Annotated in this window: 18 protein-coding genes and 2 pseudogenes; 4 read left to right on the top strand and 16 right to left on the bottom strand. The window is 40.0% G+C overall.

The features are described 5' to 3' along the window. The 9 genes and pseudogenes from NGI26_RS07445 to NGI26_RS07400 form a co-directional block, all read right to left on the bottom strand. A pseudogene (locus NGI26_RS07445) lies at nucleotides 1-706 on the bottom strand (Ig-like domain-containing protein); the annotation flags it as partial. Nucleotides 707-1,036: 330 nt separating this feature from the next. Next, nucleotides 1,037-1,744 (bottom strand): glucosamine-6-phosphate deaminase, encoded by a 708-nt coding sequence (locus NGI26_RS07440; RefSeq protein ID WP_251938334.1) that lies wholly within the window; start codon nucleotides 1,742-1,744, stop codon nucleotides 1,037-1,039. A 189-nt stretch (nucleotides 1,745-1,933) separates the two neighbouring features. Further along, a pseudogene (locus NGI26_RS09325) lies at nucleotides 1,934-2,476 on the bottom strand (YSIRK-type signal peptide-containing protein). Nucleotides 2,477-2,863: 387 nt separating this feature from the next. Continuing rightward, nucleotides 2,864-6,040 carry a carbamoyl-phosphate synthase large subunit gene (gene carB / locus NGI26_RS07425; RefSeq protein ID WP_251938324.1) on the bottom strand — a complete coding sequence of 1,059 codons (3,177 nt, stop codon included), beginning with the start codon at nucleotides 6,038-6,040 and terminating at the stop codon, nucleotides 2,864-2,866. Between the two features lie 336 nt (nucleotides 6,041-6,376). Next, complete coding sequence (locus NGI26_RS07420) at nucleotides 6,377-7,456, bottom strand: carbamoyl phosphate synthase small subunit (protein WP_251938314.1); 1,080 nt, start codon at nucleotides 7,454-7,456, stop codon at nucleotides 6,377-6,379. Nucleotides 7,457-7,505: 49 nt separating this feature from the next. Beyond that, complete coding sequence (locus NGI26_RS07415; RefSeq protein WP_251938312.1) at nucleotides 7,506-8,429, bottom strand: aspartate carbamoyltransferase catalytic subunit; 924 nt, start codon at nucleotides 8,427-8,429, stop codon at nucleotides 7,506-7,508. A gap of 17 nt (nucleotides 8,430-8,446) precedes the next feature. Then, a complete protein-coding gene (gene pyrR / locus NGI26_RS07410; protein WP_004252509.1) occupies nucleotides 8,447-8,968 on the bottom strand; it encodes a bifunctional pyr operon transcriptional regulator/uracil phosphoribosyltransferase PyrR in 522 nt (173 codons plus the stop codon). 210 nt (nucleotides 8,969-9,178) lie between these two features. Continuing rightward, on the bottom strand, nucleotides 9,179-9,808 hold the full coding sequence (nth, locus tag NGI26_RS07405; protein WP_251938310.1) for an endonuclease III: 630 nt from the start codon (nucleotides 9,806-9,808) through the stop codon (nucleotides 9,179-9,181). After that, the gene (locus tag NGI26_RS07400; protein ID WP_251938308.1) at nucleotides 9,809-10,351 is read right to left on the bottom strand and encodes a YceD family protein; all 543 of its coding nucleotides are present in this window, start codon (nucleotides 10,349-10,351) and stop codon (nucleotides 9,809-9,811) included. Nucleotides 10,352-10,519: 168 nt separating this feature from the next. Here NGI26_RS07400 and NGI26_RS07395 point away from each other — a divergent pair, with 168 nt between their 5' ends. Together NGI26_RS07395 and NGI26_RS07390 are read left to right on the top strand one after the other, a co-directional pair. Continuing rightward, nucleotides 10,520-10,849 (top strand): helicase BlpT, encoded by a 330-nt coding sequence (locus NGI26_RS07395; protein ID WP_251938306.1) that lies wholly within the window; start codon nucleotides 10,520-10,522, stop codon nucleotides 10,847-10,849. 244 nt (nucleotides 10,850-11,093) lie between these two features. Next, entirely contained in the window at nucleotides 11,094-12,653 is a 1,560-nt protein-coding gene (locus NGI26_RS07390; protein ID WP_251938303.1) for an ATP-binding cassette domain-containing protein, read from the top strand. A 43-nt stretch (nucleotides 12,654-12,696) separates the two neighbouring features. Here NGI26_RS07390 and htpX read toward each other — a convergent pair whose 3' ends face one another. Together htpX and NGI26_RS07380 are read right to left on the bottom strand one after the other, a co-directional pair. Beyond that, complete coding sequence (gene htpX / locus NGI26_RS07385; RefSeq protein WP_251938301.1) at nucleotides 12,697-13,596, bottom strand: zinc metalloprotease HtpX; 900 nt, start codon at nucleotides 13,594-13,596, stop codon at nucleotides 12,697-12,699. Between the two features lies 1 nt (nucleotide 13,597). After that, nucleotides 13,598-14,158: a LemA family protein gene (locus NGI26_RS07380; protein ID WP_251938300.1), complete on the bottom strand. Its 561-nt coding sequence runs from the start codon at nucleotides 14,156-14,158 to the stop codon at nucleotides 13,598-13,600. 94 nt (nucleotides 14,159-14,252) lie between these two features. Between NGI26_RS07380 and rsmG the strand changes: the two genes are divergently transcribed. Beyond that, nucleotides 14,253-14,966 (top strand): 16S rRNA (guanine(527)-N(7))-methyltransferase RsmG, encoded by a 714-nt coding sequence (rsmG, locus tag NGI26_RS07375; RefSeq protein ID WP_251938298.1) that lies wholly within the window; start codon nucleotides 14,253-14,255, stop codon nucleotides 14,964-14,966. Nucleotides 14,967-15,217: 251 nt separating this feature from the next. Continuing rightward, nucleotides 15,218-16,501, top strand: coding sequence for a uracil-xanthine permease family protein (locus tag NGI26_RS07370; RefSeq protein WP_251938295.1), 1,284 nt, complete (start codon nucleotides 15,218-15,220; stop codon nucleotides 16,499-16,501). 77 nt (nucleotides 16,502-16,578) lie between these two features. Here NGI26_RS07370 and NGI26_RS07365 read toward each other — a convergent pair whose 3' ends face one another. The 5 genes from NGI26_RS07365 to NGI26_RS07345 all read right to left on the bottom strand — a co-directional run bounded on the left by NGI26_RS07365 (nucleotide 16,579) and on the right by NGI26_RS07345 (nucleotide 22,359). After that, complete coding sequence (locus tag NGI26_RS07365; protein WP_251938293.1) at nucleotides 16,579-17,490, bottom strand: DMT family transporter; 912 nt, start codon at nucleotides 17,488-17,490, stop codon at nucleotides 16,579-16,581. A 9-nt stretch (nucleotides 17,491-17,499) separates the two neighbouring features. Further along, nucleotides 17,500-18,432, bottom strand: coding sequence for a serine hydrolase domain-containing protein (locus NGI26_RS07360; RefSeq protein ID WP_251938291.1), 933 nt, complete (start codon nucleotides 18,430-18,432; stop codon nucleotides 17,500-17,502). Further along, on the bottom strand, nucleotides 18,429-19,154 hold the full coding sequence (locus NGI26_RS07355; RefSeq protein WP_251938289.1) for a CppA N-terminal domain-containing protein: 726 nt from the start codon (nucleotides 19,152-19,154) through the stop codon (nucleotides 18,429-18,431). Before NGI26_RS07355 ends, NGI26_RS07360 begins: the two co-directional genes overlap by 4 nt. A gap of 148 nt (nucleotides 19,155-19,302) precedes the next feature. Continuing rightward, on the bottom strand, nucleotides 19,303-20,121 hold the full coding sequence (locus tag NGI26_RS07350) for an endonuclease/exonuclease/phosphatase family protein (protein ID WP_251938287.1): 819 nt from the start codon (nucleotides 20,119-20,121) through the stop codon (nucleotides 19,303-19,305). Between the two features lie 51 nt (nucleotides 20,122-20,172). Continuing rightward, the gene (locus NGI26_RS07345) at nucleotides 20,173-22,359 is read right to left on the bottom strand and encodes a PTS transporter subunit IIBC (protein WP_251938284.1); all 2,187 of its coding nucleotides are present in this window, start codon (nucleotides 22,357-22,359) and stop codon (nucleotides 20,173-20,175) included. Nucleotides 22,360-22,521: the final 162 nt, after the last annotated feature.

Below are 22,521 nucleotides of genomic sequence, written 5' to 3'. Positions count from 1 at the left end.
GAGAATAAATGTCTCCTTTACCTACTGAACCGATAGCTGCAAGTTTTTGTGATTCCCATGCTTTGCTAACTACATCGTTACCATTCTTAGCATAGTTTTCGAAACCTTCTTGCTTGCTGTCAACTGTTTTAGAAGTAAAGGTATGTGTAATTGTCTTCCCAACACCTTTGTTTTCGAAAGTGATTGGTGTTGCTGTTTGGTCACTCTTGAATAAGAACTCAATAGCGTAGTTTCCTTTTACGCCCTTAACGATATCCCCACCCGTTTTAGCTTGGAACTCATCAAGGTTCTTCAAAGTAACACGTGCCTTACCACCTTGGTTATCACCATTGGCAGTAACAACTACTGTACCGATATTTACTTTTGTTTCCTTATCGTACAATTCAGTTGTTCCTTTAAAGACAGTTACTGGTGTAGGAATATCTACATCAAAGTAATCGCCATTGGTCAATTTTCCATCATATTGCTTGAGGTCAAATCGAACAAAGAACTGATTTGAACGATTGGTAATAATCTGATAAGTACCATCTGCATTCGGTTCCAATTTGGAATCCGACATGTTGAGGACACTTATATCAGTTACTACACCCGTTAATTCTTTCCCATCTGCATAAGCGACATTGGTCGATAAGAACAATGCGCTCAAGAAGGTCAGAACTGATACAAAAAATATTAAAAACGGCTTTTTCTTTAACTTTTTCACCATTAAATATTTCCTTCTTTCCCTATTTTTTAAAATATATTGAATTATTAAATAATCCAAGACAATAGTACTATATTTCAATTTAAAAGTCAATGAAATCGAAGGCAAAAAGCCTCTAATTTAATGTATTTTTGCTATAATTTTAACTTTTTAAAGTTTTTAGATTTTTTCCTTTTATAGCGTACATTTTTTATAAAATTATGCCAAATGAAAAAAGTTTGATAAATCAAATTTATAATATTATAATTTAAAAAGCTATTCAAAAAATTTTTGAATAGCTTTCCATTATAAATTATATAGTCATATAGTCAATAATTATAGTCAATAATTTTTTTATTTTTTCAATAAGCTAAGTGCTTCAGCATCCGCAATAATAATGACATCATCATGATTCTGAAGGCTACTTGCTGGAAGGCTTTCAGTAACGGGACCTTCGACAGTTCCAGCAATAGCTTCTGCTTTTGACTCACCGTAGGCAAAGAGGAGAATAGACTTGGCATCCAGGATATTTTTGATTCCCATTGAAATAGCTTGGGTAGGTACATCTTCGATCTTATCAAAGAATCGAGCATTTGCTTCAATTGTAGACTGATCTAAATCAACCAAATGTGTCTGGCTATCAAACGGTGTACCTGGTTCATTAAATCCAATATGCCCATTGCGGCCAATTCCCAATATCTGCAAATCTACAGGATGGTCTGCAAGAATTTGATTGTAACGATCCACCTCTTCTTCTGCATGGTCTTTATCACCACGAGGCAAGAAACTTTCTTTAAATGGTTTTTTGTTGAAAAGATTTTCTTGCATGAAGTAACGGTAAGACTGTGGATTATCTCCATCTAATCCAACGTATTCATCCAAGTTCACACTAAAAAGATTTGAAAAGTCAAGATCACTCTTAACGATTTCCCCATAAAATTCAAGTGGACTGCTGCCGGTCGCAAGCCCTAATGTTTGAGCACCGTTTGCTAACTTTTCTTTTAAAATTTCAAAAGCTACTTTTCCACCTTCTTCAGGATTTTTCACTTGAATAACTTTCATAATTGTTCCTCCATATTTCTATATTTTATTATATGGTATAGACCAATTTTTGTCAAGTGAAAACGGTTTAATATTTTAAATTTTATAGGATGATGTTGAGTAAAAAGGCCTTGCTCTTTCTAGCAAAACCTCTTTATATTAGAACTAAAATTGTAAGTTCAACACCAAAATATTGATGTCTTCGCAATCTTAGTCTTCACGTCTTTTTTGTTTTGCAACTAAACCAAGTCCTACTAGACCAAGTGCCACACCTAGAGCAACTACTCCAGCTGTAGTTTGCTCACCAGTATTTGGCAACTCACGACCTTTAGGTTTTTCAGGAGTTGGTGGTGTTACTGGTTGTGTCGGTGGTGTTGGTGGTGTTACTTTATTGTTAAACTCAGTATCTTCCGGCATTTATGAAGTAAGAGTTAATACTTTACCTTCCTTCGTCACAGTAACTCCAACAGTAGCAACCATCTTGTCATACTCGACTCCAGCTTCTGTACCTTGTACTTCTTCTACGTGATAGATATCAGTAGTTTCCACATCCTTATTTGATGATTCCCCACTAGAATCACGCGTATTTACCAACTCTGTTTTCGCTTCGGTAACGGGCTGAGCTGGAAGCTCAGAAGCCAATGCTGTACCCCCATTAGCCATCATGAAGCTAAGAGTTGTTCCTAAAAAGACTGATGCAACACCAACCTTATATTTACGCAAAGAGAAGCGTTGTTGTTCTTTTCTTATCATCTTGATAAGTTCTGCTTTTTTATATTCTTACTATTCGTCAGAAACAATTTGATGTTTTATTTTTTTGGTTTTAAAATACAAATTTCTTCTAACTTATTTAGAATCTTCATCTTATCATAAGAATTTAAATAGCTCAAAGAATTATGTGCTCTTTAAAACGTTTACTTTTTGCTTTTCTATTAATTTTTATTTTTATAATATCTTTTTATATGGTTTTAAGTGTAAACTGCTAATTTTAATGGATCTATTTTTCGTTGAAAAAACAAATTATATTATATTTGTATTTCTAATTTATATTTGTAATCCTTTTTTTACTTGAGAATGTGATTTTTATAACTAAATTTATATTGTTGAAATAAAAAGGTTCTCAAAAGAGAACCTTTTCCATTAAATAGCTTCTGTGACGAAACTTCTGCTTTCTAATACTTTTAACATCGCATCTGCTGTATCCAAAGCTGTAAATAGAGGAACTCCATGTTCAATTGCTGAACGTCTGATTTGTTCACCATCTTCATCAGCTGTCCGTTTGGTACCAACAGTGTTAATGATAGCTTGAATTTTTCCTTTTCGGACGTAGCTTGGAATATCGTGTTCATCATGGCCTATTTTACCGACACGTTGAGCCTTCAATCCATGACTTGCAAAGAAATCTGCTGTTCCTTCAGTTGCAAGGATTCCGTAGCCAATATTTTGGAAACGACGAGCTAAATCCAAGGCTTCTTCTTTAGCATCGTCTGCGATAGTAAAGACAACATTCCCAAAGGTTGGCAAGTGTAGATAAGAAGCTTCAAAGGCCTTGTAGAGAGCTTTTTCAAGAGTGGTATCAGAACCCATGACTTCTCCTGTTGACTTCATTTCAGGGCCAAGAAGGCTGTCTACCTTAGCTAACTTGGTAAAGGAGAAGACTGGTGCCTTGATATGAACGCGAGTACTTTCAGGGTAAAGTCCATCTTGGTAACCAAGCTCTTCGAGACTTTGATCGAGAATCAACTTAGTCGCTACCTGAGCCATTGGGATATTGGTTACTTTTGAAAGGAACGGTACGGTACGACTGGCACGAGGGTTCACTTCAATAACATAGACTTTCTCATCCTTGATAACAAACTGAATATTCATCATGCCAAGACAGTTGAGGCCAATTGCAAGACGTTTGGTGTAGTCTGCGATAGTTTCTTGTACCTTTTGCGACAAGGTTTGAGGAGGATAAACCGCCATGGAGTCACCTGAGTGGACACCAGCGCGTTCGATATGCTCCATGATACCAGGGATGAGGACATTTTGTCCGTCTGAAATGGCATCGACTTCACACTCTTGTCCGACGATATAAGAGTCAACAAGAACAGGGTGGTCAGGACTTGCCTTAACCGCAGTACGCATGTAAGAACGAAGATCATCCTCATTCTCAACGATTTCCATGGCACGTCCACCCAAGACATATGAAGGGCGAACTAGAACTGGGAAACCAATCTTACGAGCAGCAAGCACTGCTTCTTCTTCATTGGTTGCAGTCTGTCCAGGCGGTTGTGGAATATCCAAGTCTTTGAGGGCTTGTTCGAAGAGATCACGGTCCTCTGCACGATCCAAGTCAGCAACTTGAGTACCAAGGATAGTCACACCAGCTTTTGCCAATGGCTCAGCAAGGTTGATGGCTGTTTGACCACCAAACTGAACAATCACACCCTTTGGTTGCTCCAAATCGATGACATTCATCACATCTTCAAAAGTCAAGGGCTCAAAGTAAAGTTTATCTGATACAGAGAAGTCTGTTGAAACTGTTTCTGGATTTGAGTTCATGATAATGGCTTCATAACCAGCAGCTTGGATAGCCTTAACAGAGTGTACAGTTGCGTAGTCAAACTCAACCCCTTGACCGATACGGATTGGACCAGAACCTAGGACAAGTACAGATTCCTTATCAGATTTGATAGATTCATTTTCCCAACCATAGGTTGAGTAGAAGTATGGAGTTTCTGAATCGAACTCTGCAGCACAGGTATCGACCATCTTGTAGACTGGAACAATTTTGTTTTCCAAACGTAATTGGCGAACTTGGTCGGCTGTTGTTTTCCAGAGTTCAGCAATCTTACGATCTGAGAAACCATTGAGTTTTGCAGTTTTTAAGACGTCTAAATCATGTGGATGAGCGCCCAATTCTTGTTCAATCTCAAAGATATGCAAGAGTTTATCAAGGTAGAAGATATCAATCTTAGTCAAGTCAGCAATCTCTTCTGGTGTATAACCACGACGAATAGCTTCTGATACGTAGAAGAGACGGTCATCTTGAGCCTTGACAACTTTTTCAATTAAGGCATCATCTGAAACATCTGCAAGCTCAGGCATTTCATTGTGGTGGACACCAATTTCAAGGGAACGACAAGCCTTGAGAAGTGACTCCTCGATGTTTCGACCGATCGCCATGACTTCTCCAGTTGCTTTCATCTGAGTTCCAAGACGACGCTCACCCTTTTCAAACTTGTCAAATGGGAAACGTGGAATCTTAGCCACCACATAGTCAAGGGCCGGTTCAAACATGGCATAGGTTGAACCTGTAACTGGGTTAATAACTTCATCCAAGGTCAACCCTACCGCAATCTTGGCAGCCAATTTGGCGATTGGGTACCCTGTTGCTTTAGAAGCAAGGGCTGACGAACGAGATACACGAGGATTTACTTCGATAACATAGTACTTAAAGCTGTGTGGGTCCAAAGCCAACTGAACATTACATCCACCTTCAATCTTGAGAGCGCGGATGATACTCAAGCTGGCATCACGAAGCATTTGGTTTTCATAGTCAGACATGGTTTGCGCAGGGGCAAATACGATAGAGTCCCCTGTGTGGATTCCAACTGGGTCAAAGTTTTCCATGTTACATACAACTAGGGCATTGTCAGCTGAGTCACGCATCACTTCGTACTCGATTTCCTTGAAACCAGCAATAGATCTCTCAATCAAACACTGGGTAACAGGCGACAACTTCAGACCATTTTCAGCGATTTCACGCAATTCTTCCTCGTTGGCACACATACCACCACCAGTACCACCTAGAGTAAAGGCTGGACGAACGATAACAGGGTAGCCGATTGATGCCGCAAAGGCAACAGCTTCTTCCACTGTGTTGACAATTTCAGATTCTGGAATTGGCTGCTCAAGCTCTTCCATCAATTGTTTAAAGAGATCACGATCCTCTGCTTGGTCGATGGCAGACAATTTAGTACCGAGAAGTTCTACTCCAAGCTCATCTAGGATACCATTTTTAGACAATTCCATGGCCATATTGAGCCCTGTCTGACCTCCAAGAGTTGGAAGCAAAGCATCCGGACGTTCCTTACGGAGAATACGAGTTACAAACTCAAGTGTGATTGGCTCGATGTAGACCTTGTCCGCAATCTCCTTGTCCGTCATGATGGTGGCAGGGTTTGAGTTCACCAAGACAACTTCATAACCTTCCTCTTTCAAAGACAAGCAGGCCTGGGTCCCCGCATAGTCAAACTCAGCAGCCTGACCAATAATAATCGGACCAGAACCAATCACCATAATTTTTTGAATATCAGTACGTTTAGGCATAGTTTATGATACAAAGCCCGTCAAGAACACAGTGAAAATAGGAAACTTGGTGCAGACGCCTTCAGCGTCAAATCAATGTTTATCTTTTTCACACAGTTCTTAGGGCGTGTTCACTTCCGCGAACAATGTATCTTCTCCTTTCTATTCGGCAACTCTCTGATTGCCATTAAATAAATTCTCCGACGATTTTTTAGCGAAACGATCATTTTCGGTAAAAAATCTAGTGCAGGGAGTTTTTAGTTCGCCTGATAGCGACTAAAAGAAACGACCTGCCTTTCTATTTGGCAACTCTCAGGTTGCCATTAAATAAATTCTCCGACGAGCTTCTACTCGTTCTTAGTTTGATTGTTTGAAAGCTTCCATCATCTCGATAAACTCGTCAAATAGGTAGCTTGCGTCGTGTGGTCCAGGAGCTGCGTCTGGGTGAAATTGTACGGAGAAACCTGGTTGGTATCTGTGACGTACGCCTTCAACTGACTTGTCATTGATTTCTTCATGGGTGATGATTAAGTGCTCTGGTAAATCCTCACGGCTAACTGCATAACCGTGGTTTTGACTAGTGAAGTCCACGCGCCCAGTTGCAATTTCACGTACAGCGTGGTTAAAGCCACGGTGACCAAACTTCATTTTATAGGTCTTAGCACCATTTGCCATGGCAAAGAGTTGGTGCCCCATACAGATCCCAAAGATTGGAATTTTCCCGAGGATCCCACGAATCATATCAAGAGCTTCTGGTACATCTTCTGGATTTCCAGGACCATTTGACAACATAACTCCGTCTGGGTTTAAATGCAAGATTTCCTCAGCTGTAGTTGTATATGGAACTACAGTCACATTGCAATCACGTTTAGATAGCTCTCGTAAAATAGAGTGCTTAAGTCCAAAGTCAACAAGGACAACACTCAAGCCAACTCCTGGAGCTGGATAAGAAGTCTTGGTAGAAACTTGTCTGATATTATCAGTCGGTAAGACAGTTGCTTGAAGTTGATCTGCAATGTGATCCATACTATCGCCAGCATGGGTTAGAGTGGCTCTCATGGTACCATGTTTACGGATAATCTTTGTAAGAGCTCGAGTGTCAATACCTGAAATTCCAGGAATTTTCTTGGCCTTCAAGAATTCGTCCAGCGTCATTTGGTTACGCCAGTTGCTGGCTCTACGTGCCTCTTCGAAAACTACAACTCCCTTACAAGTAGGACTAATAGACTCGTAGTCGTCACGGTTAATCCCATAATTTCCTACTAGTGGATACGTGAAGGTCAAGATCTGTCCATTATAAGACTGGTCTGTAATGGATTCTTGATATCCTGTCATCCCTGTGTTAAAGACGATTTCCCCTGTTACATCAATATCTGCACCGAAGGCCTTACCTTCAAAAACTGTGCCATCTTCTAAAACTAGAAGTCGTTTTGTCATATTTTCACCTCTCGTGGACGCTCACTGGCGTCTTTTAACGTTTTGTGTCTTATTTGGCTTTTCTACTTGCCAATACAGATTCTAAGATTGCCATTCGAACAAAGACTCCATTGGTCATTTGTTGGACAATGCGTGATTTTGGAGCCTCAACCAAGTGGTCAGCGATTTCCACATCCCGATTCACTGGAGCCGGATGCATAATGATCGCTTCTTCTTTTAAGCGATTGTAGCGCTCTTGGTTCAAGCCATGTTGAGCGTGATACTCTTCTTTTGAGAAGACTGCTCCACTTTCGTGGCGTTCATGTTGAACTCGAAGCAACATCAGAACATCCACCTGGTCAACAATCTCGTCAATACTTACAAACTGACCATAGTCTGCAAATTCTTGGCTTCGCCATTCTTCAGGGCCTGCAAAATACAATTCTGCACCTAAACGTTTTAAAATTTGCATATTGGACTTGGCAACACGTGAATGGTCCAAGTCACCAGCAATGGCAACCTTGAGCCCTTCAAAACGGCCAAATTCTTCGTAAATTGTCATCAAATCAAGCAGGCTCTGACTAGGATGTTGCCCTGAGCCATCACCCCCATTGATAATCGATGTCGTAATGGTTGGGCTTGCAATCAATTCCCTGTAGTAATCAACCTCTGGGTGTCGAATAACACAGATATCTACACCAAGCGCAGACAAGGTCAGGATTGTATCATAGAGTGTCTCACCCTTGTTGACTGAACTTGTCTTTACATCAAAGTCAAGTCGTTCCATTCCAAGCTTAATCTCTGCAACTTCGAAAGATTTATGCGTTCTTGTCGAATTTTCAAAGAAAAGGTTGGCAACAATAGGATGATCTTCGTAGGGTAACTGGGCTCCATTTTTAAACTCGATCCCTCGTTTAATCAATTTTATAACCTGATCTACAGTGAGATCTTCCATGGACACCACATGTTCCAGTGCTTGTTGATTTTCTGACATGGCTACTCCTTTAGCTTTTAAGCTTCTTCAGTAATCAAAACTCTATCTTGACCATCCAGTTCTGTCATCTCAACGATGATTTCTTCAGAGCGACTTGTTGGAATATTTTTTCCAACGTAATCTGGACGAATTGGCAATTCTCTGTGACCACGGTCCACTAGTACTGCTAGACTCACACGAGCAGGACGACCATGTCCGACAATATTATCGATAGCCGCACGAATTGTACGACCCGTGTAGAGAACATCATCCACCAAGATAACTTCGCGGTCTGTCACATCAACAGAAATCAAGGAAGTATCTTCACCACTTTTGACATCGTCACGGTAAGGTTTAGTATCTAATTCTACAACGGGAACAGAGATGTTTTCCAATTGTTCCAAGCGCTCTTGGATGCGGTGAGCGATAAAGACACCTCGTGTTTTAATTCCCGCTAAAATGATTTTGTTCAAATCTTTGTTGCGTTCGATAATTTCATAAGTGATACGCGTAATTGCTCGCTTGACGGTTAATTCGTCTACAACTTCTTTTGTCTTCATGACAAACCTCCAAAAAGAAAAGTCTCCTTAGACAAGGAGACTTGAGAATGTATCATTAAGCGAGCCATACTGGAAACAGCATAGACTTGCCCTTCTACTTTATCGAGCTCCTTGCCTGCCTCACGGGACAGGTTTTAAAGGAATATTTTATTGTTCTTACTATAACACAAAGCCCAGTTCAAAGCAAGTAAAAACATTCAATGTTTGACCTTATAATGAACTAAAATCATACAATTGTGGATAGTGTTCGCATTCTGGATTTTTCGGATGACAGATAGCACGACCAAAGTAGATCATGGCCTGATGCGCCGCCAACCACTTTTCTGGTGGTAAGACATCCATGACACGTTTTTCAACTTCTAATGGGGTAGCTGATTTTTTAACAATATCATGGTGTTTGCAAATGCGCTCCACATGGGTATCTACCGCAAAAGCTGGAATTCCAAAGCCCACACTCATGACTACATTAGCCGTTTTACGACCAACTCCTGCCAAGCTTTCTAATTCTTCTCTAGTCTGAGGAACTTGACCGTCAAAATCTTCTAATAGTTGCTGGGCACATTTCTTGAGGAACTTGGCTTTGTTTCGATAAAGGCCTAGTCGAGAAATATGTTTAGCAATCTCATTCTCACTTGCGTCCGCCATGGCTTGCGGTGTAGGGAAGGCTTCAAAAAGAGCTGGAGTTGCTTTATTTACTGCAGCATCTGTCGTCTGAGCAGACAACATAACTGCAACTAAGAGTTCAAAATGATTGCGAAAATCTAGACTAGGTTTTGCATCTGGAAAAAGAGCTATGATTTCCTCAATGACATAACGGGCACGTTTCTTGGATAAAACCATCTATTCGTCTCCATCAAACAGTCCTTGTAAACCTGCAAAAGGACTACTTTCTTCTTTCTTGACTGCTTGTTGAGCTTGATACTCTTCCTCAGTCATGATTTGCCAGTCATTTCCAGAAATAAATCCCTGACCTGCTTCTTCTTCTGCCGTTAAGACCTTGATTGGAATATTGAGCAAGATATTATCCGAAACACTTTCGGACAGGTCGATTTCCCCATTTTCTATAGGCAAAACTAAGTCATCATCCAAAACTTCTTGATCCAGTTGATTAGTAGCACCTTCCATAAAGACTTCTGTCACTGGATAAGACTCTTTCAATTCTACAGGGTCCATACTACGGCTAGAAGCAAGAACGATGGTGTAAGATAGTTGATAATCTAAGAAATACATACGGTCTTCGTACTGAACTTTTCCTACTGCGACAATATCTTTGACATCTAAAATTTCTTGATTTCGGTCACGTAAGTCAGTTGCCAAGTCCAGAGTTTGCTCAAAATGCAAACCTTCAGGCTGCTTACGGATTTCTTGAATATTTAATTTCATACTTCCTCCATTAAGATTTACTCACTTGATTATACCATGAAAAGCGGTCAAGCAAGGCCTCTAAACTTTTAAAAGATCGTTCTGTATTTTTTGATATATTTATTATGACAATTTTATTTTTTGTGCTATACTATAGGCATCAATACATGAGCAAAGGAGGACGCTCATATGGAAGACAAAGCTCTTTTAACAGAAGCCTATCAATTAGTCTCAGAATTAAATCAAACTATACAAAGCTGTAAACAAGGATTACCTGATGACCTACGCTTACAACAAAATATAGACGAAATTCTCAGAGCACTCAAAAAAGCTGAGAAAGTAGACAACGCTATCTTAATTGAACTGGAAGCCTTTTACCAACGTACTAGTCTTTTGATTGGACTTGGTAGCCTAAAACTAAACGACCAGGCTCGCACATCTTGGCGAAATTATGATAAATTCCACTACGATCACGTTAAGCATACGCTGACGCTTTATGGACCTGTTTTTGGTCTTTAAAAATAGAGGATTTTCTGTCTAAATCTTGACAAATTTTTTCAAAAAGAGTATGATGATTCTAACAATACTCGGAGGTAAGGGAGACATGAACAACTAAGTCTATCAAATAAAGAACCTTTATTTAGTAGATCTTGTTTCTGTCTCTTTTTGTGCGCTCTTTTTTTTGCTGGATTTTCAGCCCTTTTAAAAGAGGATTTTTTGACATAGACAATTGGCTCTACTAGGTAAAGTAGAGCTTTTTGTTATGCTGTATGGACATTCTAGAAAGGGCAACAATATGATAAAAATTAACCATCTGACCATCACACAAAACAAAGATTTACGAGACCTTGTTTCCGATTTAAACATTACCATCCAAGATGGAGAAAAGGTCGCTATTATTGGTGAAGAAGGAAATGGAAAATCAACCTTACTTCGAACTTTAATGGGAGAAAGATTAGCTGATTTCACGATCAAGGGCGAGATCCAGTCTGACCTTCAGTCCCTGGCCTACATTCCTCAAAAGTTAACTGAGAACCTGAAAAATAGAACTCTACACGACTACTTCTTTTTAGATCCCGCTGATTTAGACTACAGTCTCCTCTATCGTTTGGCTGAGGAGTTGCATTTTGATAGTGATCGCTTCGCTAGTGACCAAAAGATCGGGAGCCTCTCGGGTGGCGAAGCCTTAAAAGTTCAACTCATTCATGAATTGTCCAAACCTTTTGAAGTTCTATTTTTAGATGAGCCTTCAAATGACCTGGACCTTGAAACGGTTAGTTGGCTAAAAAAGCAGATACAGCAAAGCAAACAAATCGTTATTTTCATTTCCCATGATGAAGACTTTCTCTCTCAAACGGCAGACACCATTATCCACCTACGACTAGTCAAGCATCGAAAGAAAGCTGAAACCCTAGTCGAACATTTAGATTATGATTGCTATAGTGAACAGAGAAAGGCTCATTTTGCCAGACAATGTCAGCAAGCTGCCAATGACCAACGTTCCTATGATAAAACCATGGAAAAGCATCGCCGAGTCAAGCAAAATGTCGAAACTGCTTTGCGAAACACTACAAATGATGTTGCTGGGCGTCTACTGGCTAAAAAGATGAAAAATATACTCTCTCAAGAAAAACGCTACGAAAAAGTAGCTCAGACCATGACTCAAAAGCCCCTTGAAGAGGAACAAATCCAACTCTTCTTTTCAGATATAGAGCCATTAGCGGCTTCAAAAATCATAGTTCGACTGGAAAATGAGACTTTATCCATTGGCGAACGAATTTTGGCTCAAGGGCTACAATTAACTGTCCGTGGTCAAGAAAAAATCGGCATTATCGGTCCTAATGGCGTTGGCAAATCGACTCTGTTAGCAAAGTTACATCAACTACTAAGCGGTAAAAGAGAGATCTCGCTTGGATTTATGCCACAAGATTACAAAAAAACATTGCAATTGGATCTATCGCCAGTAGAATTTCTCAGCCAAACTGGACACAAAGAGGAATTACAGAAAATCCAATCTCACTTAGCCAGTCTCAATTTCAGCTATCCAGAGATGCACCACCAGATTCACTCCTTATCTGGAGGTCAACAAGGAAAACTCCTTCTTTTGAATTTAGTTCTGCGAAAACCAAACTTTCTCCTTCTGGATGAACCCACACGAAACTTTTCTCCAACATCTCAACCAGAAATCCGAAAACTCTTTGCCAATTACCCTGGTGGTCTCATCACTGTTTCGCATGATCGGCGTTTCTTAAAAGAAGTCTGTACGAGTATCTATCGACTGACAGAACATGGTTTGGAAGTAGTCGATTTGCAAGATCTTTAACTTTTAGAAATAAAACATCCAAAGGAAAACCTCTGGATGTTTTTTACATATGTTTCAAACGCTCAATTCGTTCTGAAATAGGTGGATGAGTGTAGAATAGTTTTTTAAGAAAACCTCTTTTTTGAGGATCGTTGATATAAAGGGCACTACTAGCATCATCCACATGATGACTCATGGGTTGACTATTGTCTAATTTTTGTAAAGCATTGATCATCCCTTGCGGATTACGAGTCAATTCCACACTTGAAGCATCCGCCAAAAATTCTCGTTGGCGAGAAATGGCTAACTGTACCAAAGTTGCTGCAAGAGGTGCCAAAACAATGGCTAAGAGAGAAATGACTAACAGTATCACTTCAAGTCCTCCACTGTCACGGTCACTATTTCTTCTACTACGTGATGCCCCTCCCCACCACATCATACGACCAGCCATACTCGATAAAAGTGTAATGGCACTGGCAAGAGCAACAGCAATGGTAGAAATACGAATATCCAAGTTACGTATGTGACTCACTTCATGTCCCATTACAGCTTCTAACTCCTCGCGATTCATGATATCTAATAGTCCTGAAGTTGCTGCTACAGCAGCATTTTGAGGATTCGAACCTGTTGCGAATGCATTCAAGCCTGGGTCATCAATCACATAAACACGTGGCATAGGAATTTGGGCTACCATAGCCATATCCTCCACAACATGATAAAGGACTGGTTCTTCATTCCTGTCAACTTCACGCGCACCATTCATGCTCATGACAATCTCTGTAGATTGAAAAATCATCGTCAAGGCATAGATAAAGCCAATAATCATGGCTATCGTCACGCCTCCAAATCCTGAGTTCATGAAAAGAAATCCAACCGCATACCCAACTAGGGCCAAGAGAAGAAAGAAAACAATTAATAGAAGCCAAGTTTTACGTTTATTACTAGCGATTTGTTTGTACAGCATCTTAATCACCTAAACCACTAAAATCAACTTTAGGAACAACCTTTTCTTCTTCTGGAGTTTGAAGGAAATCAGCTGCTTTAAAGCCAAATATAGCCGCAATCAGATTACTAGGGAAAGTTTCTAATTTAAGATTGTAGTTGCTAACAACACTATTATAGAGCTGTCGTGCATAAGAAATTTTATTTTCTGTGTTAGTCAATTCTTCTTGTAATTGCAAAAAATTGCTACTAGCTTTCAAGTCGGGGTAATTCTCAGCCACCGCAAAGATACCTGATACTTGACGAGTAAGGGCATCACTAGCTTTCATGGCTTCTGCAGGTGTAGTTGCTGCCGCTACTTGTGTTCGAAGTTGAGTCACTTTTTCAAGTGTAGAACTTTCATATTTCGCATAACCTTTAACCGTTTCAATCAAGTTAGGCAAAAGATCATTTCGACGCTTCAACTGAACATCAATCTGACTCCAAGCTTCCTTGGTTTGCATTCGGCCTCTGACTAGGCTGTTATAACTAACAATCACAAAGAGAACAATAAGAGTAGAAATTCCAAGAATAATCCAAGACATAGTAGGATTCCTTTCTCACTTAAGATTACTACCAGTATATCAAATTTCGTTAAAATTGTGGTAAAATAGGTAGATACTACAGAAGGAAAAGAATATGAAACCTGAAAAATTTTACACATTACTCGCTGAACAAAATATTATTCTCACTGACCAGCAAAAAGCACAATTTGAGCGTTATTTCCAACTCTTAGTCGAGTGGAATGAAAAAATCAATCTTACTGCTATTACTGAAAAGGAAGAAGTCTATCTCAAACACTTCTATGATTCCATCGCTCCTATTTTACAGGGATTGATTGAAAACCAGCCCATTAAACTCTTAGACATCGGTGCTGGAGCAGGCTTCCCAAGTCTCCCAATGAAGATTCTCTACCCTCAGCTAGATGTGACCATCATTGATTCTCTAAACAAGCGTATCAACTTCCTTCAGCTTCTAGCTGAAGAGCTAGGATTAGAAGTGGTTCACTTCTACCATGGTCGTGCTGAAGACTTTGCTCAAGACAAGGATTTCCGTGCCCAATTCGATATTGTTACAGCTCGTGCAGTTGCTCGCATGCAGGTCTTGTCTGAATTAACGATTCCTTATCTAAAGGTAGGAGGGAAACTTTTGGCCCTTAAGGCTAGTAATGCTCCCGAGGAATTGACAGAAGCCAAAAATGCTCTCAACCTTCTTTTTAGCAAGGTCGAAGACAACATCAGCTACACACTTCCTAATGGAGACCCTCGCTACATCACCATCGTTGAAAAGAAAAAGGAAACTCCAAACAAATATCCCCGTAAGGCTGGCATGCCCAATAAACGCCCACTTTAAAAATAATGTACAAAATCATACCTCGCTTTCTCATTTCAAGGCTCGGGAAAAAATGATTTACAAAATCATTTTTTTCTGCTATACTATCACAAGCAAAGGTTTTTAATGTCATCCTGTGAGGTGACGAAGACGTAGAAATATATGAAATTCTTTAGGAATGAGATAATCCTCTTTTTAAAGATGTCTTACTCTGAGAGCCTATTGCTGTAAAATAAAGGGCTCTTTTTTGATGCCCCAAAAGTGAGGTATTTATGAAACAAGAATCAACTGTTGATTTGTTACTCGACGTTGACCAACGTCCTTCTTTTGGTAAGGGAATTCTACTCAGTTTCCAGCACGTTTTCGCCATGTTTGGTGCGACCATCTTGGTGCCACTGATTTTGGGAATGCCTGTATCTGTTGCCCTCTTTGCATCAGGTGTCGGAACACTAATTTACATGATTTCCACCGGCTTTAAAGTTCCAGTCTATCTTGGTTCTTCTTTTGCCTTCATCACTGCAATGTCTCTTGCTATGAAGGAATTGGGTGGCGATGTTTCTGCTGCACAAACAGGGGTTATCTTGACTGGTTTAATCTACGTTCTTGTTTCAACTAGCATCCGCTTTGCTGGTACAAAATGGATTGATACACTCTTGCCTCCAATCGTTATCGGACCTATGATTATCGTTATCGGTCTTGGTCTTGCAGGTTCAGCTGTAACAAATGCTGGTCTTGTTGCTGATGGTAACTGGAAAAATGCTCTTGTAGCAGTAGTTACCTTCCTCATCGCTGCCTTCATCAACACCAAAGGAAAAGGATTCTTCAAAATTATTCCTTTCCTATTTGCTATTATCGGTGGATATATCTTTGCAGTCTTTCTTGGTCTAGTAGACTTCACACCTGTTCTTCAAGCTAACTGGTTTGAAGTTCCTGGTTTCTACCTACCATTTAACACAGGTGGTGCCTTCAAAGAATACAACCTATATTTCGGTCCAGAAACAATCGCAATCTTACCAATCGCAATCGTTACAATCTCAGAACATATCGGAGACCACACGGTCTTGAGTCAAATCTGTGGCCGTCAATTCTTGAAAGATCCAGGTCTTCACCGTACCCTTCTTGGTGACGGTATCGCAACATCTGTATCTGCCTTCCTCGGTGGACCAGCTAATACCACTTACGGTGAAAATACAGGGGTTATCGGTATGACTCGTATCGCTTCTGTCTCAGTTATCCGTAACGCAGCCTTTATCGCAATTGCCCTAAGCTTCCTTGGAAAATTCACAGCCTTGATTTCTACAATCCCTAGCGCCGTACTTGGTGGTATGTCCATCCTTCTTTACGGGGTTATCGCAAGCAACGGTTTAAAAGTTTTGATTAAGGAGCGCGTTGACTTTGGACAAATGCGTAACCTTATCATAGCAAGTGCCATGTTGGTACTTGGACTTGGCGGAGCAATCCTTAAATTTGGTCCAGTTACCCTTTCAGGTACTGCCCTATCAGCAATGACAGGCATCATTTTGAACTTGATCTTGCCATACGAAAATAAAGACTAATGTAAAAAAATAAAATCCACTCTCTTGAGTGGATTTTTTATATTCAATACTAACTTTTTGATAAGGTAACATAACATCTACGCTGATTTCTTTCTCTTTTCTAGGATTAAATCTTTCAATGAAATAATAGTTACCGCTAATAAAATCATTGCCATTCCAACAAAATCGATAGGATAGAAAATATCTCCCATTATCATGAAAGCAAAGAAGACAGCAGAGATTGGCTCAATAGAGGCCAAGAGACTAGATTTTACTGGTCCGATCATACTGGATCCCTTAAGAAAGGCTGTGTAAGCAAATACAGTTCCAATAAGAATGATTCCCGAAAAAGCTAGAAGAATATCAAAAGACATAGGTAAACGAGCACCAATAGTCCCAGTAAATGGCACTGCTACAAACCCAGAGATGGTCATTCCGACACCAATAACCAGAATGCTCCCCCATTTTTGAATCAGTTTAATCGGTAAAATGATATAAAGAGCATAAGTTAAAGCAGAGAACAAGCCCCAAAAGAGGCCTGCTGGTGTCATAGAGAGCTGATCCAATTGACCGTGAGTCGCAATGAGAAAGGTTCCTCCTATAGCCAAAATCATAGAAATAATTTCAGCTATGGTAGGTGCTACCTTATCCTTTATACATGTGTAAGCCAAAATTCCAACGGGACAGACATATTGAAGAACCGTCGCTGTACCAGCATTTGTCTCCTGAATAGCTGATAAATAAGCCAATTGATTAAGAAAGAGACCAAATAAAGAAAACAACAAGAGAGAAAACAGACTTGATTGATCCTTTAGAAAAGCTAGAAATTGCTCTTTGGACTTAATATACGATAAAAGAACTAAGAGCAAACCTGCGATTATTAAACGGATATTCGTCAGAACTAGAGCTGATATCCCATGAGCCATCAAGTACTGACCACTGGTTCCAGATAATCCCCAAGCTATACCTGCAATCACGGTAAAAAGAGTTCCTTTAACAGCCTTTGACATACTTCCTCCCTAGTCTGCTTCACGAATCAAATCCATGATCTGATTACGGTCTATAATCCATTGGGCACGCTGGTCTTTTTCGTAGGTTCTATTGGACAAGAAAATAGCTGCTTCCCGCTTCTTGCGATTCCACATGATAAAAGTACCCGTATAACCTGTATGATCCAGCCAATCGCCTTCAAGATTCCATGCTAATGAGCGTTCTTTGTCACTCAAGTCTGAAAAATTCTGGCTTAATCCTGCAGCAAAATCATCCTGCAAATAATGCTTTAGGAAGATTTTTAAATCTTTAACAGTTGAAAATAAGCCAGCACTCCCAGCATGTATGCCTAGTAAACGAGCTTTGGGATCATGCACCAAGCCTGCTTTCTGTCCACGAACAGTTGGAACAGCACTGCTAACTGGGCCAAACTGGGTTTCCTTCATCTTCCATGGATTCAACACTTGCTCTTGTATGATCTGATCCAAATCCTTTTCAAAATGGGTTTCTAGGAGAAAACCGAGTAAGAGAAAGTGTACATCTGAGTATAGAAAAGCTCTCTTCTCTCGGCGATTCAAATGAAACATAGCTTCTCTTAGCTGTTCCGCTGAGAGCTGATCTCTGTTAGGGATATAAGGATCCAAATCCGTCGCATGCGTTAGCAATTGTCGAATGGTGATGTCTGGATAATCCGCCTCTGGAAGATAGGTCTTTATGGATTGATCGAGCTCAATCTTGCCTTGCTTCCACAAGAAGGTTAAGACGGTTCCAACACCAACAACCTTACTCACACTAGCCAAATCATAGACCAAACCCTCACGAGTTTTTTCAGCTGTTTCTGGATTGGCTACTCCCAAGTACCAGTCAGACCAAACACCATCCTGATAATACGCAAAAGAGGCACCAGGATAAATCCCTGCCTCAATTTGTTGCTCTATTTTTTGAATGATTTCTTGCTTCATACTTCTTCAAACCACAACTCAATATTGTTGGTATCCTTGGTTAGGAAAAACTTTTCAGACTTTGGAGCAAAGTAGCCTACAGTTTCAAAACGTTGACGAAGATTAGCTAAGTCAAGTGTTTGTACTTGGAATTTCAACATAGACAAGTCCCAAGTTACATTATTTTCAACCAGCAAATCACTACCTTGGGCTTGTTTAAAAGCTAGCCCATTTTCGATTTCCTCTTTTTCAAGGAGGCTTGTCGTCTCTTCAGGCAAGTTAATTTCCACTGAAATATCAAATACTGTCAAATATTGCAGTTTCTCATCTTTTGAAAAAGTGACTGTTTCCTCAACCTTTTTCAACTCTTTGGTATCATCTTCTGCATGGATAAGGACTAGGTCCCCTTCTGGTGAAAGGACTTCAAAAGCATACCCTTTGGTTCCTTTGTATAATTGAGGGATTTTATCCATTCTAGCAAGTAGTGCTTCAATCTCAGATGGATTCTCTACTTTTACAATCAATCTAGCTAATTTTTTTGTCCCTTCAACCTTACGGCTTCTCATACTCGGTGATTCTTCTAAAACCATTTTTTCAATGCCTGACTGGTCTCCTAGAGATAGAAAAGCAGACTCCTCAAGCAGGGGTTTCATACCCAAGGTTTCGATATAAAACAATTCATTTAATCTTCTATTATTTACCTTTAGCGTCGGGATCATACGCACAATTTGATTTACATTCATAAATTCCTCCAACTCTTTTTATTTTAAAGGATTTTATTCTATTTTACAAGTTATTCAACTAAAAACTTTAACTATATTAACCCCTTGAATCAGTAACCCCCCTTCGTTATCAAAAGGGGGGCTTGTTTTATTTTAGTAAAATTCTTTCTTAGTTCTTCCAAGAAAGTTTTGCTTGAAGACCATAGTGATCACTAACTTGTGGACTTTGCTTGCCATCAAAAACTACATGTAAGTTTTCTACCTCTATATCCTTTGTCGTAAAGACATAATCTATCCTTAGAGGCTCACTGTTGCCCTTCCAACCATCAATTTCAGGTGGAACTGTATAGCTACCGCTTCTCTCTTTAGCAACTTCAAATGCATCTTGTAAGTCTAGTGGACTAGCTAGGATAGCTTGATAACCCTCTTGACCTGCAGGATTATTGAAATCACCAGCTAGCAAGAGAGGCTTGTTCAATTTTTTCAGAACTGCTTCAAAGCGTGCCCACTCCTCTTGGAAACCTTTATCCCACCAAGAAAGATGCACACTCGCAACTGCAAGCTCTTTTCCTTCCACTACTGTTTCTGCTAATGCAACTCGACGAGTGTGATAATCAGTTGGATCAGCTACATCTGAAACCAAAATTTCACGCGCCTCAATTGGTGTTTTAGATAGAATGGCCACACCCTCATGATAACGGTCATAACCGATATGATTATAAGCCCAAGTCCAATAATATTTGTGACCTTTTTCAGCTAGTTTCTCTACCAAAAGACGCACATAATGGTCTTGGTGAATGGGTTCTGCTGAAGGTAACGGATGATATAGCGGGCCCGCTTCTACTTGCGCTGAAGTAATTTCTTGATTGATTTCTTGAAAACAAATCAAATCATAACTATTTTCAAGTATATCTTGTAACAAGAGCTGAAATTTTTCTTCGGTATTCTTTTCCATCCAACTATGAGTATTGAGTGTTAAAAACTTCATACTTTTCTCCTATAAACAAGAGGTTGGAAATAGATTCCAACCCCTAATCGATTACAATTCTACTTTCGCAACTGCTGTGTTAGCTGCAAGAGAACCGGTTTGTTCTAATTTAACTGATTTAATCGCATCACCATTTGTGAAGACAACCACAGTTGTAGTTTCACGACCAGCGTCACGGATAGCACCCAAGTCAGCTGTGACAAGAAGATCACCCGCAGCAACCTGTTGTCCTTCAGTAACACGAACTGTAAATGGTTTTCCTTCAAGACTTACTGTGTCCAAACCGATGTGAACAAGTACTTCAAGGCCTGCTTCAGTTACAAGACCAAGAGCATGTTTAGTTGGGAAGATACTTGATACCGTACCTGAAACTGGAGATACAATGTTTCCATTTGATGGTTCCACTGCAAATCCATCACCCATCATTTTTTGTGCGAAGACAGGATCCTTAACTTGTTCCAATTCGATAACTTTACCATCAGCAACTGAGTAAACTTCTTCAGTCACTCCTTTGTATACAACAGCATCTTTTTGAGCTGCTACCATTTGACTTGGAAGAGTTTCAGGAATTACTTCACCTGAGTCAAGAATATCTTGGATATCTGATTTCAAAACGTCAGCTTTAGGTCCGTAGATAGCTTGGACACCTTGTCCTTTCATGACAAGTCCCATAGCTCCTTCTGATTTCCATTGTTCTTCAGTACCAACACGATCTGCGTCTTTTACAGTAACACGAAGACGAGTCATACATGCATCCACATCGACGATGTTAGCACGTCCACCAAGAAGGTTGATGATGTTAACAGCTTGAGAAGCTTCTGCAACTTTTGACTCACCAGCAGCTTCAGATTCTGATGAACCTTCGGCATTTTCATAGTTACCGTTACGTCCTGGAGTTGCGTAGTTGAATTTTTGAATCATGAAGTTAGCGATGAAGTACATGATAGTTGCAAAGAGTACTGTCACCCAGATAAAGTTAATGATATCCATACCAAGGCCAGCATTGATAGCTAGAGGAGTACGAGTCAAGAATTCGATAGAACCGAATGAGTGCATACGTAGGTTTACTACGTCAGCCATGGCAAAGGCAGCACCTTGAACTAGTGAGTATACAAGGTAAAGAGGTGTTGCGATGAACATGAACATATACTCGATTGGTTCAGTAACCCCTGTCAAGAATGTTGCAAGGGCTGTCGCAATCATCATACCCTTGTATTGGTGTTTCTTATCAGCATCAACGTTGCGGTAGATAGCTACGATCACACCCATCAAGATACCAAATGAACCAATCATTTGTCCAACCTTGAAGCGAGCTGGATGTACTGTATCTAACAAGTGTTGGTATTGACCAGCGTCAGTACCTTTAAGGTTTACAAGGTCTGTTACCCATGCAAGCCAAAGTGGATCTTGACCAAATACTTGACTACCTTTTGCTGCACCAGTCATGATATCATAAGTACCACCAAGAGCTGTATAGTTCATTGGGATAGTCAACATGTGGTGAAGTCCAAATGGCAAGAGCAAGCGTTCCAAAGTACCATACAAGAACGGTGCCAATACTGGAGCTGTTTCTTGAGAGTTAGCAATCCAGATACCAAAGCTGTTAATACCTGTTTGAACAAGTGGCCAGAAAATTGAAAGAACAATTGCAGCAATTACTGAACGAACAATAACTACAAACGGTACAAAACGTTTTCCGTTAAAGAATGAAAGTGCATCAGGAAGCTTACGGAAGTTGTAGTATTTGTTAAAGGCAGTTGCCCCAATAAAACCAGAAATAATCCCTACGAAGACACCCATGTTAAGTGCAGGAGCTTCCATAACACTGATAAAGTAATCAGAAACTTTGATTGACCCACCCAATAGTGTTGAAACCATAGCATTTGGATCTTTCAACATGTCACCTGATACTCCAAAGATTGTACCAGTGATACGGTTGATTAAGATAAAGGCAAGACCAGCAGCAAAAGCACCACCAGCGCGTTCTTTAGCCCAGCTTCCTCCGATAGCGAGGGCAAACAAGATATGAAGGTTAACGATAACTCCCCAACCGATTTGCTCTAGTACACCACCAGTAATTACCAGTGGGGCAAAGTTAGGGTTAATCATCACGAGCGACTTACCGATTGAAATCATCAATCCAGCCGCTGGCATAACAGCGATAACCACCATTAGAGCCTTACCGAATTTTTGCCAAAATTCGAAAGACAAGACATTTTTGAATGTATCTTTCATCATCCAAATCTCCTTATTTTTATTTTAATGCAAACGATTTACGAAAACGTTTGCATCATTCACACCTCTATTATACCACTTTTCATTTTTTTGTAAAGGCTTTTTTAAAAGATTTTTTTAGTTTTATCATTTCAATATCCGTCACTCGTTTACTGACTTTGAGTT

Source organism: Streptococcus sp. Marseille-Q0941 (assembly GCF_943736975.1).
In the GTDB taxonomy this organism is placed as follows: Bacteria; Bacillota; Bacilli; order Lactobacillales; family Streptococcaceae; genus Streptococcus.
Note: the sequence above shows the minus strand (reverse complement) of the source record. Positions and strands in the feature narration are given on the sequence as shown.

What these genes read in the sequence shown, in the direction of transcription:
- htpX (WP_251938301.1), bottom strand. Translation starts at nt 13,596, where the DNA reads ATGCTGTACAAACAAATCGCTAGTAATAAACGTAAAACTTGGCTTCTA.
- NGI26_RS07365 (WP_251938293.1), bottom strand. Translation starts at nt 17,490, where the DNA reads ATGTCAAAGGCTGTTAAAGGAACTCTTTTTACCGTGATTGCAGGTATA.
- NGI26_RS07415 (WP_251938312.1), bottom strand. Translation starts at nt 8,429, where the DNA reads ATGTCAGAAAATCAACAAGCACTGGAACATGTGGTGTCCATGGAAGAT.
- NGI26_RS07360 (WP_251938291.1), bottom strand. Translation starts at nt 18,432, where the DNA reads ATGAAGCAAGAAATCATTCAAAAAATAGAGCAACAAATTGAGGCAGGG.
- NGI26_RS07380 (WP_251938300.1), bottom strand. Translation starts at nt 14,158, where the DNA reads ATGTCTTGGATTATTCTTGGAATTTCTACTCTTATTGTTCTCTTTGTG.
- nth (WP_251938310.1), bottom strand. Translation starts at nt 9,808, where the DNA reads ATGGTTTTATCCAAGAAACGTGCCCGTTATGTCATTGAGGAAATCATA.
- NGI26_RS07390 (WP_251938303.1), top strand. Translation starts at nt 11,094, where the DNA reads ATGCTGTATGGACATTCTAGAAAGGGCAACAATATGATAAAAATTAAC.
- pyrR (WP_004252509.1), bottom strand. Translation starts at nt 8,968, where the DNA reads ATGAAGACAAAAGAAGTTGTAGACGAATTAACCGTCAAGCGAGCAATT.
- NGI26_RS07400 (WP_251938308.1), bottom strand. Translation starts at nt 10,351, where the DNA reads ATGAAATTAAATATTCAAGAAATCCGTAAGCAGCCTGAAGGTTTGCAT.
- NGI26_RS07440 (WP_251938334.1), bottom strand. Translation starts at nt 1,744, where the DNA reads ATGAAAGTTATTCAAGTGAAAAATCCTGAAGAAGGTGGAAAAGTAGCT.
- NGI26_RS07420 (WP_251938314.1), bottom strand. Translation starts at nt 7,456, where the DNA reads ATGACAAAACGACTTCTAGTTTTAGAAGATGGCACAGTTTTTGAAGGT.
- NGI26_RS07355 (WP_251938289.1), bottom strand. Translation starts at nt 19,154, where the DNA reads ATGAATGTAAATCAAATTGTGCGTATGATCCCGACGCTAAAGGTAAAT.
- NGI26_RS07350 (WP_251938287.1), bottom strand. Translation starts at nt 20,121, where the DNA reads ATGAAGTTTTTAACACTCAATACTCATAGTTGGATGGAAAAGAATACC.
- carB (WP_251938324.1), bottom strand. Translation starts at nt 6,040, where the DNA reads ATGCCTAAACGTACTGATATTCAAAAAATTATGGTGATTGGTTCTGGT.
- NGI26_RS07345 (WP_251938284.1), bottom strand. Translation starts at nt 22,359, where the DNA reads ATGATGAAAGATACATTCAAAAATGTCTTGTCTTTCGAATTTTGGCAA.
- rsmG (WP_251938298.1), top strand. Translation starts at nt 14,253, where the DNA reads ATGAAACCTGAAAAATTTTACACATTACTCGCTGAACAAAATATTATT.
- NGI26_RS07395 (WP_251938306.1), top strand. Translation starts at nt 10,520, where the DNA reads ATGGAAGACAAAGCTCTTTTAACAGAAGCCTATCAATTAGTCTCAGAA.
- NGI26_RS07370 (WP_251938295.1), top strand. Translation starts at nt 15,218, where the DNA reads ATGAAACAAGAATCAACTGTTGATTTGTTACTCGACGTTGACCAACGT.